Annotated in this window: 12 protein-coding genes; 10 read left to right on the top strand and 2 right to left on the bottom strand. The window is 65.3% G+C overall.

What is annotated here, in order from left to right; genetic code table 11:
• Positions 1-140: 140 nt before the first annotated feature.
• Positions 141-1,298: a branched-chain amino acid ABC transporter substrate-binding protein gene (locus Herbaro_RS10370; RefSeq protein ID WP_275013738.1), complete on the top strand. Its 1,158-nt coding sequence runs from the start codon at positions 141-143 to the stop codon at positions 1,296-1,298.
• Positions 1,299-1,372: 74 nt separating this feature from the next.
• Here Herbaro_RS10370 and Herbaro_RS10365 read toward each other — a convergent pair whose 3' ends face one another.
• On the bottom strand, positions 1,373-3,127 hold the full coding sequence (locus Herbaro_RS10365) for a methyl-accepting chemotaxis protein (RefSeq protein ID WP_275013737.1): 1,755 nt from the start codon (positions 3,125-3,127) through the stop codon (positions 1,373-1,375).
• Positions 3,128-3,460: 333 nt separating this feature from the next.
• Here Herbaro_RS10365 and dapC point away from each other — a divergent pair, with 333 nt between their 5' ends.
• The 8 genes from dapC to Herbaro_RS10325 all read left to right on the top strand — a co-directional run bounded on the left by dapC (position 3,461) and on the right by Herbaro_RS10325 (position 11,924).
• The gene (gene dapC / locus Herbaro_RS10360; protein ID WP_275013736.1) at positions 3,461-4,669 is read left to right on the top strand and encodes a succinyldiaminopimelate transaminase; all 1,209 of its coding nucleotides are present in this window, start codon (positions 3,461-3,463) and stop codon (positions 4,667-4,669) included.
• Positions 4,670-4,736: 67 nt separating this feature from the next.
• Positions 4,737-5,573, top strand: coding sequence for a 2,3,4,5-tetrahydropyridine-2,6-dicarboxylate N-succinyltransferase (gene dapD, locus Herbaro_RS10355; protein WP_209603948.1), 837 nt, complete (start codon positions 4,737-4,739; stop codon positions 5,571-5,573).
• A 78-nt stretch (positions 5,574-5,651) separates the two neighbouring features.
• The gene (locus tag Herbaro_RS10350) at positions 5,652-6,011 is read left to right on the top strand and encodes an ArsC family reductase (protein ID WP_275013735.1); all 360 of its coding nucleotides are present in this window, start codon (positions 5,652-5,654) and stop codon (positions 6,009-6,011) included.
• A 2-nt stretch (positions 6,012-6,013) separates the two neighbouring features.
• Positions 6,014-7,141 (top strand): succinyl-diaminopimelate desuccinylase, encoded by a 1,128-nt coding sequence (dapE, locus tag Herbaro_RS10345; protein ID WP_275013734.1) that lies wholly within the window; start codon positions 6,014-6,016, stop codon positions 7,139-7,141.
• Positions 7,142-7,316: 175 nt separating this feature from the next.
• Positions 7,317-8,207 carry a 50S ribosomal protein L3 N(5)-glutamine methyltransferase gene (gene prmB / locus Herbaro_RS10340; RefSeq protein ID WP_275013733.1) on the top strand — a complete coding sequence of 297 codons (891 nt, stop codon included), beginning with the start codon at positions 7,317-7,319 and terminating at the stop codon, positions 8,205-8,207.
• Positions 8,208-8,238: 31 nt separating this feature from the next.
• Positions 8,239-10,230 (top strand): ATP-binding cassette domain-containing protein, encoded by a 1,992-nt coding sequence (locus tag Herbaro_RS10335; protein WP_275013732.1) that lies wholly within the window; start codon positions 8,239-8,241, stop codon positions 10,228-10,230.
• A gap of 144 nt (positions 10,231-10,374) precedes the next feature.
• Entirely contained in the window at positions 10,375-11,178 is an 804-nt protein-coding gene (locus Herbaro_RS10330) for a cystine ABC transporter substrate-binding protein (RefSeq protein WP_275013731.1), read from the top strand.
• 86 nt (positions 11,179-11,264) lie between these two features.
• Complete coding sequence (locus Herbaro_RS10325) at positions 11,265-11,924, top strand: amino acid ABC transporter permease (RefSeq protein ID WP_275013730.1); 660 nt, start codon at positions 11,265-11,267, stop codon at positions 11,922-11,924.
• 146 nt (positions 11,925-12,070) lie between these two features.
• Here Herbaro_RS10325 and Herbaro_RS10320 read toward each other — a convergent pair whose 3' ends face one another.
• Entirely contained in the window at positions 12,071-12,352 is a 282-nt protein-coding gene (locus Herbaro_RS10320) for a hypothetical protein (RefSeq protein WP_275013729.1), read from the bottom strand.
• Between the two features lie 182 nt (positions 12,353-12,534).
• Here Herbaro_RS10320 and ompR point away from each other — a divergent pair, with 182 nt between their 5' ends.
• Positions 12,535-13,296, top strand: coding sequence for an osmolarity response regulator transcription factor OmpR (gene ompR / locus Herbaro_RS10315; protein ID WP_275013728.1), 762 nt, complete (start codon positions 12,535-12,537; stop codon positions 13,294-13,296).
• Positions 13,297-13,322: the final 26 nt, after the last annotated feature.

The following is a 13,322-nucleotide window of genomic DNA, read 5'->3' as shown; positions in this document are numbered from 1 at the left end:
CCGGCCTCCCCGCGCGCGCCATTTCCTGCGCTGCCATACATGCGCCCCCGACTTTAGGTATAGTGAAGCCGACAATGACCGAGCGGCCACGCCCGCATCGGCACCGGGAACGCAACGACGCATACCAGACAAGGGGATCCATGACCGTATCGCAATGGCGCCGGCGCCTGTTGACAGGCGCCGGCGCATTGATGCTGGGCGCGGCCGCGCGCAACGCGCCGGCGGCGCGGCAGGAGCAGGTCGTCAACCTCGGCTTCGCCGGCGGTTTTGGCGTCAAGCAGCAGAGCAACCTGAGCTTCAGCGCGCGCGACGGCGCCCTGCTGGCGATCGAAGAGGCCAACCAGCGCGGCCTGGTCATCGGCGGCAAGGCCGTGCGCTTCGCGCTGACGGTGGTGGACGACCAGTCCGAACCGAATTTCGCCCGCATCGCCGCCAACTCCTTCGTCGCCGCCAACGTCAGCGGCGTGATCGGGCACGTCAGCACCGACACCAGCATCGCCGCCAGCCCGATCTATGCGGATGCCGGCATCCCCATGATCAGCCCCACCTCGACCGGCCGCAACCTCACCGCGCGCGGCTACCGCAACGTGTTCCAGTTGCTGGGCAACAGCGACATCACCTCCTCCTACCTGGCCGACATCAGCGGCGATCTGCTCAAGGCGCGCCGCGTCGCCGTGCTCGACAACGGCACCCAACTGGGCGCGTCGCTGGCCGACGACTACATTGCCAGGCTGCGCAAGGCTGGCATCGGCGTGGTCGCGCGCGAATCGGTCGGCGGCAAGAGCTCCGACTTCAGCGCCACGCTGCTGCGCATCAAGGCGGCCAATCCCGACCTGATGTTTTTCACCGCGATCGGGCCCCAGGTGATGGCCCTGCTGCAGGGATGCAAACGCGTGGGCCTGGCCTGCAGGCTGCTGGCCACCGGCGGCGGCGTCAACCTGGAATTCCCGCGCACCGGGCTGTATCCGGAGGGCTCCAGCGTGCTGCTGCATGGATTGCAGGTCGACAAGCGCCCCGGCTATGCCGAGTTCGAGAAGAACTACCGCAAGAAGTACGACTCCGCGCTGAGCGCCTACGCCATGTTTTCCTACGATGCGGTGGGCATGCTGATCGAGGCCATGCGGCGGGTCGACAGCGCCAATCCCAGGCTGCTCTCGGCCGAGCTGCACAAGATGCAGTACAAGGGCGCCTCCGGTCCGATCTCGTTTGCCGCCGACGGCACCCAGGTCAATCCGCCCTACACGCTCTACCAGGCCGGCCCATCGCTATGGCAGGGAGTGAAGAGCTTCGGCGGCTGACGCCTGCGTGACCGTTCTCCCCATGAAAAAACGCCGCGGGTGCGGCGTTTTTTCATGCAGCGCAAAGAGTCCGGTCAGAACGTTTCCCATTCGCCGTCGTCGCCGGCCGGCGCCTTGGGAGCGGCCTTGGCGGCGGGCGCCGGCAAAGGCTTGGCGACCGGGGCCGGCGCCGTCTTGAGCGCGGGCTTGGCCGCCGCGCGCGGGGCGGCCGGCTTGGCGGCAGCACGTACCGGCGCAGGCGCCGGCGACACGGCTGCGGCAACGGCCGGCGCCGCCTCGCCGCCTTCCACGCGGAAGGTCGCCACGGCCTGCTTCAGGCGGCGCGCCTGTTCTTCCAGCGAGCCGGCGGCGGCGGCGGCCTCTTCCACCAGCGCCGCGTTCTGCTGCGTCACCTGGTCCATCTGGCCGATGGCGTGGTTGACCTGCTCGATGCCATGGCGCTGCTCTTCGGAGGCGGCCGAAATCTCGCCGACGATGTCGGTCAGGCGGCGCACCGCGGCCACCACTTCGCCCATGGTCTCGCCGGCGCGGGCCACCTGGTCGGAGCCGCTGCCCACACGCTGCACCGAATCCTCGATCAGGCCCTTGATCTCCTTGGCCGCCTGCGCGCTGCGCTGGGCCAGGCTGCGCACTTCGGAGGCCACCACGGCGAAGCCGCGGCCCTGCTCGCCGGCGCGCGCGGCTTCCACCGCGGCGTTCAACGCCAGGATGTTGGTCTGGAAGGCGATGCCGTCGATCACGCCGATGATGTCGGAAATCTTGCGCGAGCTTTCGGTGATGCCTTCCATGGTCTGCACCACCTGGCCCACCACTTCCCCGCCGCGGCTGGCGATCTCCGAGGCGCTGTTGGCCAGCTGGCCGGCCTGGCGCGCGTTGTCGGCGTTCTGCTTCACGGTGGAAGTCAGCGCATCCATGCTCGAAGCGGTGGTCGCCAGCGAGCCGGCCTGCTCTTCCGTGCGCGAGGACAGGTCGAGGTTGCCGGCGGCGATCTCGCGCGCGCCGATGTCGATGGCGTCGGTGCCCTGGTGGATGCCCTTGATCACCTGCGCCAGGCGCTCGCGCATGGACGCCATTTCAAACAGCAGGCTCTTGCTGTCGCCGGGGCGGGTATCGACACGCACGGTCAGGTCGCCGGCGGCGATGCGGGTGGCGATGTCGACCGCATAGGCCGGCTCGCCGCCCAGGCTGCGCGTGATGCGGCGGATGATGGCCAGCATCATGGCCGAGACCACCACGCCCACCACCAGCAGGATGCCCAGCAGCTTGAACAGGTTGTTGAGGAAGTGCGCCTGCACGTCGCTGAGGAACACGCCGGTCACGATGAACCAGTCCCAGTCCTCGTTGTGGATCACGTAGCTCATCTTGGGCGTGCGGTTGCTGTCGTCGGTGCCCGGCAGGCGGCCCATGTATTCGACATAGCCCTTCTTCTCCGCCTTGCCGACCTTCACCATCTCGGTGTAGTAGGCCTTGCCTTCCGAGTCCTTGCGGTCGGCCACGTTCTTGCCGACCATGCCCTTGTTGGAGGGCAGCAGCAGCACCACCGGCTGCGAGTCGAAGACGAACAGGTAGTTGTCGCCGTCGTAGCGCATGGCGCCGATGCGCTCCAGCGCCGCCTTCTGGGCGTCGGCCTTCTGCATGCGGCCGGCGGCGACATCGCCGACGTAGCTGGCGACCACGCCATTGGCGGCCTCCACCACGCGGCGCAGGCCGTCCTTGCGTTCATTGATCATGTTTTCGCGGGCGCTGAAGGCGGACCATGCCGCCAGCAACAGCAAGCCCACCCACATCACCACCAGGGCGGACAGCAGTTGCGCTTTGAGGCTTTTCATTGTTGTTCTCCGTATAACGCTGCCGGCGCAATGTTGCCGGCAAATAATTTGGCGAACCGCGAAGATACGCCATAAGCAAGCCCGACAATCGCCTGAATACACCGCCATCGCACCCGCGATTTTGCGGATTGCGGCGCTGCCACATGACGAAGCGACAAGAACTTTCCGATCGGAAAGCGTTTTCCGCAGGCCGTTTCGACAATGCCCGGCCTGGTTCCGGCGGTTCATCCGATGTTGCAATGACGGTATAATCCGAAACTTTCCCCCTGCCCTTTGCACAGGCCGCCCGCGAGGTTGCGCGGACCGGCTGCGAGGCTTTTCCAGTTCAGCGCCGTGAATCCCCTACTCGACCAACTGCAGCCCTACCCCTTCGAAAAGCTCAAGAAGCTGTTCGCCGGCATCACGCCCGACGCGGCCTTCCGCCCGATCAGCCTGGGCATCGGCGAACCCAAGCACCCTACGCCGGCCTTCATCCAGAAAGCGCTGGCCGACAACCTGGCCGGCCTGGCCAGCTATCCGGCCACGCTGGGCAGCGACGCGCTGCGCGGCGCCATCGCCGACTGGCTGCAGAACCGCTACGCCATCCCGCGCCCGGATCCGGCCACCGAGATCCTGCCGGTGAACGGCTCGCGCGAGGCGCTGTTCGCGCTGGCGCAGACCGTGATCGATCCCGGCAAGCCGGGCGCGCTGGTGATGTGCCCGAACCCGTTCTACCAGATCTACGAGGGCGCGGCCTACCTGTCGGGCGCCCAGCCCTACTTCGTCAACTCCGACCCGGCGCGCAACTTCGCGCCCGATTTCGGCGCGGTGCCGGAAGAGGTCTGGCAACGCGTGCAACTGCTGTTCGTGTGCTCGCCGGGCAACCCGACCGGCGCCGTGCTGTCGCTGGAGGACTGGAAGGAACTGTTCGCGCTGTCGGACCGCTACGGTTTCGTGATCGCCTCCGACGAGTGCTACTCGGAAATCTATTTCAAGAACGACCCGCCGCTGGGCGGCATGGAGGCCGCGCGCAAGCTGGGCCGCGGCTATGAGCGCCTGATCTCTTTCTCCAGCCTGTCCAAGCGCTCCAACGTGCCGGGCATGCGCTCGGGCTTCGTCACCGGCGACGCCGCGCTGATCAAGAAATTCCTGCTGTACCGCACCTACCAGGGCGGCGCCATGAGCCCGGTGATCCAGGCCGCCTCGGTGCTGGCGTGGCAGGACGAAACCCACGTGCAGGACAACATCGCCAAGTACGTGAAGAAATTCTCCCAGGTCACCCCGCTGCTGCAGGAGGTGCTGGACGTGGCGCTGCCCGACGCCAGCTTCTACCTGTGGGCCAGGGTCGACGGCCTGGGCATCAGCGATACGGAGTTCGCCCGCCGCCTGTACGCCGAATATAATGTCACCGTCCTGCCCGGCAGCTACCTGGCGCGCGAGGCGCACGGCATCAATCCGGGCGCCGGCCGCATCCGCATGGCCCTGGTGGCCGAGGTCGATGAATGCCTGGAAGCAGCGCAGCGCATCGTCGCCTTCGCCAGGAAACTCTCGGGCCGCGCCTGAGCCGCCCGAACCCCATTCGCATTTTTATCGCATCTTTATTTTTCACCCAACGCTCATAGATATCAACATGACACAGTCCATTCAGCAAATCATCGATCAGGCGTGGGAAGACCGCGCCAGCCTGTCCCCGAAGTCCGCTCCCGCCGACATCCGCAATGCGGTGGCCGAAGTGATCTCCGGCCTGAACGATGGCACCCTGCGCGTCGCCAATCGCCAAGGCGTCGGCCAGTGGGAAGTCAACCAATGGGTGAAGAAGGCCATCCTGCTGTCCTTCCGCCTGGAAGACAACGTCGTGGTCTCGTCGGGCGCGCCCGGCTATCCGCAGTTCTACGACAAGGTCCCGACCAAGTTCGCCAACTACACCGCTGAAGATTTCGCCCGTGGCGGCTTCCGCGTGGTGCCGCCGGCGGTCGCCCGCCATGGCTCCTTCATCGGCAGGAACGTGGTGCTGATGCCCTCCTACGTCAACATCGGCGCCTACGTCGATGAAGGCGCCATGGTCGACACCTGGGCCACCGTCGGCTCGGCCGCGCAGATCGGCAAGAACGTCCACCTGTCCGGCGGCGTCGGCATCGGCGGCGTGCTGGAGCCGGTGCAGGCCGGCCCGGTCATCATCGAAGACAACTGCTTCATCGGCGCCCGTTCGGAAGTCGTGGAAGGCGTGATCATCGAAGAGAACTCGGTGCTGTCGATGGGCGTGTACATCGGCCAGTCGACCAAGATCTACGATCGCGAAACCGGTGAAGTGCACTACGGCCGCGTGCCGGCCGGCTCGGTCGTGGTGCCGGGCAACCTGCCGTCCAAGGACGGCAAGTACAGCCTGTACGCCGCGATCATCGTCAAGAAGGTCGACGCCCAGACCCGCTCGAAGACCTCGATCAACGAACTGCTGCGCGGCGAGTAATCACCGACGCCCGTAGTACCTCGCGCCGCGCCGGCTGTCTCGCACACCGGCGCGGCGTCGTGTTCTAAGGACGAACGCATGAGCAAGAACATCACGCTGTACGGCATCCCCAACTGCGACACCGTCAAGAAGGCCCGCGTGTGGCTGGACGGGCAAGGCATCGCCTACACCTTCCACGATTTCAAGAAGGCCGGCCTGGACGCCGCCCAGGCGCAGGCCTGGCTGCAGGACGTCGGGCGCGACGTGCTGGTGAACCGCAAGGGCACCACCTGGCGCGCGCTGCCCGACGCGCGCAAGGCGTCGATCACCGATGACGCCGCCGCCGTGGCGCTGATGGTGGAGAACCCCTCGGTGGTCAAGCGCCCGGTGCTGTTCGACGGCCGCCAATATCACGTCGGCTTCAAGGCCGACCAGTATCAACACATCTTTGAAAAATAATCATGAGCAAGACGCTGGCCCTGACCCAGGAACTGATTTCCCTCTCCTCCGTCACCCCTGAAGACAAAGGCTGCCAGGCGCGGCTGGCGGAACTGCTCGCGCCGCTGGGCTTCGTGTGCGAGACCATCCAGTCCGGCGAGGTCACCAACCTGTGGGCCCGCCGCGGCAGCGCGCAGCCGCTGCTGGTGTTCGCCGGCCACACCGACGTGGTGCCCACCGGCCCGGTCGAGAAATGGCAGTCGCATCCCTTCCAGCCGACCATCAAGGACGGCCGCCTTTACGGCCGCGGCGCCTCCGACATGAAGACCTCGATCGCCGCCATGGTGGTGGCCTGCGAGGAGTTCATCGCCGCCAACCCGAACCACGGCGGCTCGATCGGTTTCCTGATCACCAGCGACGAGGAAGGCCCGGCCATCGACGGCACCGTGGTGGTGTGCAACGCGCTCAAGGCGCGCGGCGAACAGCTCGACTATTGCATCGTCGGCGAACCCACCTCGGCCAAGACCCTGGGCGACATGATCAAGAACGGCCGCCGCGGCACCATGTCGGGCAAGCTGACCGTCAAGGGCATCCAGGGCCACATCGCCTACCCGCAGCTGGCGCGCAATCCCATCCACCAGGCCGCGCCGGCGCTGGCCGAGCTGGTGGCCGAGCAGTGGGACGCCGGCAACGAATACTACCTGCCGACCTCCTGGCAGGTCTCCAACATCCACGGCGGCACCGGCGCTTCCAACGTGATCCCGGGCGACGTGGTGATCGATTTCAATTTCCGTTTCTCCACCGCCAGCACCGTGGAAGGATTGCAGCAGCGCGTGCACGCCATCCTCGACAAGCACGGCCTGGAGTACGACCTGAAGTGGACCGTCGGCGGCCTGCCGTTCCTGACGCCGCGCGGCGGCCTGTCCGACGCGCTGGCCAAGGCGATCAAGGATGAGACCGGCCTGACGACCGAACTCTCGACCACCGGCGGCACCTCCGACGGCCGCTTCATCGCGCAGATCTGCCCGCAGGTGATCGAGTTCGGCCCGCCCAACGACAGCATCCACAAGATCGACGAGCACATCGAGGTGCGCTACATCGATCCGCTGAAAAACATTTACCGCAAGACGCTGGAGAACCTGCTGGGCTGAGGCCCGCTCGCCAAGCCGGGATACGCCCGCCCTTTTGCCGTCGTCCCCGCGAAAGCGGGGATCCAGTGACGTTTTTCGATACGCAACGAACGTCGCTGGGTTCCGGTTTTCGTCAGGACGACGGAAGTGAAACAAAGATTGCCGAAGCGATCACGCTCACCAAGAGATCAACACCATGACCGCCAATACCTTCGCCACCGTACGCGACCTCCTGCGCTACGCCGTGACCCGCTTCAACACCGAGCAGCTGTTCTTCGGCCACGGCAGCAGCAATGCCTTCGACGAGGCCGCCTACCTGATCCTGCACACCTTGAAGCTGCCGCTGGACCAGCTCGATCCTTTCCTCGACGCCCGCCTCTTGCCCGAGGAAATCGCCGCCGTGATGAGCGTGATCGAACGCCGCAGCAAGGATCGCGTACCGGCCGCCTACATCACCAACGAGGCATGGCTGGGCGCCTACCGCTTCTACGTGGACGAGCGCGTGATCGTGCCGCGCTCCTTCATCGCCGAACTGCTGCCGCAGCACTTCGCGCCATGGATCCAGGATCCCGAAGAGATCGGCAACGTGCTGGACCTGTGCACCGGCTCCGGCTGCCTGCCCATCCTGCTGGCCGACGCCTTCCCAAATGCCAGGATCGACGCCGTCGACATCTCTGCGCAGGCCCTGGAAGTGGCGCACAGGAATGTGGCCGACTACCAGCTGCAGGACCGCATCACGCTGGTCGAGTCCGACCTCTACACCCAGTTGGCGCCGCGCAAGTACGACCTGATCATCAGCAATCCGCCCTACGTGAATTCCGGCTCGATGGCCAAGCTGCCGCCGGAATACCTGCGCGAGCCGCAACTGGCGCTGGCCGGCGGCGAGGACGGCATGGACCTGGTGCGCAAGATCGTGGCCGGCGCCGCCGAGCGCCTCACCGAGAACGGCGTGCTGGTGGTGGAGATCGGCAACGAGCGTGAATTCGCCGAGGCCGCCTTCCCTGAACTGGAACTGACCTGGATGACCACCAGCGCCGGCGACGACATGGTGTTCCTGGTCACCGCCGAACAACTGCAACTGGGCTGAGCCCCGGGCTCTCCCTGATGATGATTCACCGATGATCCGTTTCCAGCAAGTTTCCCTCCAGCGCGGCGTCAAGCCGCTGCTGGAGAAGGTCGACCTCACGCTCAACCCGGGCGACAAGATCGGCCTGATCGGCGCCAACGGCGCCGGCAAATCCAGCCTCTTCGCCATGCTGCGCGGCGAACTGCATGCCGACCAGGGCGACGTCGATTTCCCCGCCAAATGGCGCATGGCGTACGTGGCGCAAGAGACGCCCGCGCTCGACCGCGCGGCGATCGAATACGCCATCGACGGCGACGTCCACCTGCGCCAGTTGGAGGCCGCGCTGGCCGAGGCCGAAGCCCAGCCCGACGGCGCCCATGACGGCAACCGTATCGCCGAGCTGCATACCGGGCTGGCCGACGCCGACGCCTATACCGTGCGCTCGCGCGCCGAACAGCTGCTGCTGGGCCTGGGCTTCTCGCTGGAACAGATGGCGCGGCCGGTGGCCAGCTTCTCGGGCGGCTGGCGCATGCGCCTGAACCTGGCGCAGGCGCTGATGTGCCCGTCCGACCTGCTGCTGCTGGACGAGCCGACCAACCACCTGGACCTGGACGCCATCATCTGGCTGGAAGACTGGCTGAAGCGCTATCCCGGCACGCTGCTGATCATTTCCCACGATCGCGATTTCCTCGACGGCGTAGTGAACGTGATCGTTCACATCGACGACCGCAAGCTCAAGCGCTACTCCGGCAACTACTCGGCCTTCGAGCGCCAGCGTTCGGCCCAGCTGGAGCTGATGGCCGGCATGATCGAGAAGCAGCAGCGCCAGCGCGCCCACCTGCAATCCTTCATCGACCGCTTCAAGGCCAAGGCCACCAAGGCACGCCAGGCGCAGAGCCGCATGAAGGCCTTGTCCAAGATGGAGGAGCTGGCGCCGCTGCGCGCGGCGGCCGAGTTCTCGTTCGAGTTCCGTGAGCCATTGTCGGCGCCCAATCCGCTGCTGGTGATGGAGAAGGTCAACGCCGGCTATCGCATCGCCGGCCAGGGTAGCGAACCCGATGAAGAGAAGATCATCGTGCGCGGCATCGACTTCTCGCTGCAAAGCGGCCAGCGCATCGGCCTGCTGGGCGTGAACGGCGCCGGCAAGTCGACCCTGATCAAGACCGTGGCCGGCGAGATCGACCCGCTCTCCGGCACCGCCCGGCTGGGCAAGGGACTGGTGATCGGCTACTTCGCCCAGCACCAGGTCGAGATGCTGCGCCACGACGAATCGCCGCTGTGGCATCTGGCGCGCCTGGCGCCGGATGTGCGCGAGCAGGAGCTGCGCAACTTCCTCGGCAGCTTCAATTTCAACGGCACCATGGCCAGCTCCTCGATCGCGCCGTTTTCCGGCGGCGAGAAGGCGCGCCTGGCGCTGGCGCTGATCGTGTGGCAACGCCCCAACCTGCTGCTGCTGGACGAACCGACCAACCACCTCGACCTGGAAACGCGCGAAGCGCTGACCATGGCGCTGGCCCAGTTCGAAGGCACCCTGGTCCTGGTGTCCCACGATCGCCACCTGCTGCGCGCCACCACCGACCAGTTCCTGATCGTGGCCGACGGCAAGCTGCAAGATTTCGACGGCGACCTCGACGACTACAAGGACTGGCTGTTCAAGACCAAGCTGGCCGCGCGCAGCGAAGGCGCGGACACCGCGCCGCTGCCATCCAAGGCGACGGCCGCCGCCGTGGCCGCGGGCGAGGCCGCCTCGGCGGTGGACCGCAAGGAGCAAAAGCGCCTGGAAGCCGAGCAGCGGCAGAAGATGTCGGCGCTGAAAAAACCCATCGAGCAGCGCATCAAGCGGCTCGACGAACAGATCGCCAAGCTCAATGCGCGCAAGGCCGGGATCGACGCGCGCCTGGCCAGCCCGGACATCTACGACGCCGCCAACAAGGAAGAACTGAAGACCCTGATCACCGACCAGGCGTACTGCGCCAAGGAGCTCGACCAGCTGGAGAACGAATGGCTGGAACAGCAGGACGCGCTGGAGCAGTTGCAAGCCTGAGCCGCCGGCCCCGGAAGCTTGCGCATCGCTGCATAAGCTTCCTACATGAATGTATGTAGCAGGCCCTTGAACTTTGCCAAAACGAAGGCATCATTGCGGCCTGGCTGCTTTTTCCGCAGCACTCACTCTGAAAGGACGCATGCGATGAACAAGAATTTCAAGACATGGCTGCTGGCAGCCGCCGGCGCGACCCTGCTGGCATCGAGCCTGTCGGCCTCCGCCGCCGACCTGCTGCAAACCGTGAAGAGCCGCGGCACCCTGAAGGTGGCGCTGGAAGGCAACTATCCCCCGTTCAACTTCAAGGATCCCAAGACCGGCCAGCTGACCGGTTTTGAAGTGGACGTGGCCAACCTGCTGGCGGCCAAGCTGGGCGTCAAGCCGGAATTCACCACCACCGAGTGGAGCGGCATCCTGGCAGGCCTGGGCGCCGGCAAGTATGACGTGATCATCAACCAGGTCGGCATCACCGACGAGCGCCAGAAGGCCTTCGACTTCTCCGATCCGTACACCCTCTCCAGCGCCCAGCTGATCGTGCGCAAGGATGAGACCCGCCAGTTCAAGAGCCTGGAAGACCTGAAGGGCAAGAAACTCGGCCTGGGCCAGGGCACCAACTTCGAACAGAAGGCCAAGAGCGTGCCGGGCATCGACGTGCGCACCTACCCCGGTTCGCCTGAATACCTGGCCGACCTGGCTGCCGGCCGTATCGACGCCGCGTTGAACGACAGCCTGCTGGTGAGCTACATCCTGAAGTCGACCAAACTGCCGCTCAAGGGCGGCAGCCCGGTGGGCGCGGTCGACAAGATCGGCATCCCGCTGCGCAGGGACAATCCGGAATTCAAGGCCGCGCTGAACAAGGCCCTGGCCGACATCAAGGCCGACGGCAGCTTCAAGCAGGCTTCCGAGAAGTGGTTCGGCATTGACGTCAGCCAGCCGCCGAAAGCACAATAAGCGGCGCGCCGGCCAGGCTGGCCGGTCTCCGTATCGAAGCAGAGTTATCCCCGCATCGCGGGGATAATTTTTTATATCGAATTCTTATGGAAATCCTCGAACTGCTGCAGCAAGCCGGCCCCACGCTCATGAAAGGCGTGGGCTACACCCTGCTGTTCGCGCTGGCCTCGATGCTGGGCGGCCTGGTGCTGGGGTTCGTGCTGGCCGTGGCGCGCATCGTGCCGTGGCGCCCGATCCACTGGCCGGCCGCGGTCTACGTCAGCCTGATGCGCGGCACGCCGCTGCTGGTGCAGATCTTCGTGGTGTACTACGGCTTGCCCAGCATCGGCATCGAGTTCTCACCGCTGACGGCGGGCGTGCTCACGCTGAGCCTGAACGCGGGCGCCTATCTTTCGGAGAGCCTGCGCGGCGCCATCCTGGGCGTGACGCGCGGCCAGTGGAATGCCGCCTACAGCATCGGGCTGCCGTATTTCCAGACGCTGCGCTTCATCATCGTGCCGCAGGCGGTGCGCATCGCCGTGCCTGCCATGAGCAACACGCTGATCAGCCTGATCAAGGACACCTCGCTGGTGTCGGTCATCACGGTGACCGAACTGATGCTGGCCACCAAGGAAGTGATCGCCGTGACCTTCCGACCGCTGCCGCTCTACATCGCTGCGGCGGGCATTTACTGGATCCTCAGCCTGGGGTTCGAAGCCTTGCAGCACCGGCTGGAGAAGAAGCTCGGGAAGGCGCACGAAGCCTGAGGCCGCGACGGATGTCACGCGCAAAATGAAAAAGCCCGGACGGGATTTCGTCCGGGCTTTTTCTTTTCATAAAATTACCGCTTGAACGTTGTGGCGCGCATACGATCTGATGCAAACGGGCCGCCGCAGTTTCCGCTGGTCAATCTTCAGCGCTTGACGCGGTAGATGTCCTGGCCTGCTTCGTTGATCTGCCGACGCAGTTCGCGGCGCTCGTCGGGACTCAGTTTTCCGGCCCGGCGCTGCTCCTGTTCGGCGGCCATCTGGTTGCGGTGATCCTGGGCATTGAACTCGCCGCCGCGCTGGCGAAACTCGCCCTGCGCACCCGACATCGGCCGGCCGCCTTGCGGTGGGGCCGCCAGCGAGGCGGCTACCGCTCCCAGCGCCAGCCATGCGGCCAGACAGAGCTTGTTGACGACAGCAATCTTCATAACGCGTTTTTCACCGATGCAGGAATCAAATTCAGGATACTTTTGGGGTTACGTTCGACTCGATTCCAGTGTAGGCCGCAGGCCGCGATGGTATAAGATGATTAAGGTAAGGGATGTAACAGTTTGTAATGAATAGTCGACCGCGACTTGCTCTAAATCGCGAAGACGCTACCATAGGCACCATGAACTCGACCAACGGCAACAATACTAATACGACAACATCCGCCAATCAATTCAAAGTGTTGGTGGTGGATGACGATATCCGCCTGCGCGACCTGCTGCGACGCTATCTCACCGAACAAGGCTTCAACGTGGTGACCGCGGAAAACGCGCAGGCCATGAACAAGCTGTGGATCCGCGAGCGCTACGACCTGCTGGTGCTCGACCTGATGCTGCCGGGCGAAGACGGCCTGGCCATCTGCCGCCGCCTGCGCGGCGCCGGCGACCAGACCCCGATCATCATGCTGACCGCCAAGGGCGAGGACGTGGATCGCATCATCGGCCTCGAGATGGGCGCCGACGACTACCTGCCCAAGCCCTTCAACCCGCGCGAGCTGGTGGCGCGCATCAATGCCGTTCTGCGCCGCAAAGGCCCGGAAGAACTGCCCGGCGCGCCGTCGGAAACGCCGGAGACCTTCGAATTCGGCGACTTCCTGCTGGACCTCGGCACCCGCACCCTGAAGAAGAACGGCGAGAGCATTTCGCTGACCACCGGCGAATTCTCGGTGCTCAAGGTGTTCGCCCGCAACGCGCGCCAGCCGCTGTCGCGCGAGAAGCTGATGGAAATGGCGCGCGGCCGCGAATATGAAGTGTTCGACCGCAGCCTGGACGTGCAGATCTCGCGCCTGCGCAAGCTGATCGAACCGGACCCGGCCAACCCGCTCTACATCCAGACCGTCTGGGGCCTGGGCTACGTCTTCATCCCCGAAGGGAAGCCGCGCTGATTCCCCGCTTGCATTCCAACGCTGAC

Source organism: Herbaspirillum sp. WKF16 (assembly GCF_028993615.1).
Taxonomy (GTDB): domain Bacteria; phylum Pseudomonadota; class Gammaproteobacteria; order Burkholderiales; family Burkholderiaceae_D; genus Herbaspirillum.
This window is presented reverse-complemented; position numbering and strand designations above follow the sequence as displayed.

What these genes read in the sequence shown, in the direction of transcription:
- Herbaro_RS10325 (WP_275013730.1), top strand. Translation starts at nt 11,265, where the DNA reads ATGGAAATCCTCGAACTGCTGCAGCAAGCCGGCCCCACGCTCATGAAA.
- prmB (WP_275013733.1), top strand. Translation starts at nt 7,317, where the DNA reads ATGACCGCCAATACCTTCGCCACCGTACGCGACCTCCTGCGCTACGCC.
- Herbaro_RS10370 (WP_275013738.1), top strand. Translation starts at nt 141, where the DNA reads ATGACCGTATCGCAATGGCGCCGGCGCCTGTTGACAGGCGCCGGCGCA.
- dapE (WP_275013734.1), top strand. Translation starts at nt 6,014, where the DNA reads ATGAGCAAGACGCTGGCCCTGACCCAGGAACTGATTTCCCTCTCCTCC.
- Herbaro_RS10330 (WP_275013731.1), top strand. Translation starts at nt 10,375, where the DNA reads ATGAACAAGAATTTCAAGACATGGCTGCTGGCAGCCGCCGGCGCGACC.
- Herbaro_RS10320 (WP_275013729.1), bottom strand. Translation starts at nt 12,352, where the DNA reads ATGAAGATTGCTGTCGTCAACAAGCTCTGTCTGGCCGCATGGCTGGCG.
- Herbaro_RS10335 (WP_275013732.1), top strand. Translation starts at nt 8,239, where the DNA reads ATGATCCGTTTCCAGCAAGTTTCCCTCCAGCGCGGCGTCAAGCCGCTG.
- Herbaro_RS10365 (WP_275013737.1), bottom strand. Translation starts at nt 3,127, where the DNA reads ATGAAAAGCCTCAAAGCGCAACTGCTGTCCGCCCTGGTGGTGATGTGG.
- ompR (WP_275013728.1), top strand. Translation starts at nt 12,535, where the DNA reads ATGAACTCGACCAACGGCAACAATACTAATACGACAACATCCGCCAAT.
- Herbaro_RS10350 (WP_275013735.1), top strand. Translation starts at nt 5,652, where the DNA reads ATGAGCAAGAACATCACGCTGTACGGCATCCCCAACTGCGACACCGTC.
- dapD (WP_209603948.1), top strand. Translation starts at nt 4,737, where the DNA reads ATGACACAGTCCATTCAGCAAATCATCGATCAGGCGTGGGAAGACCGC.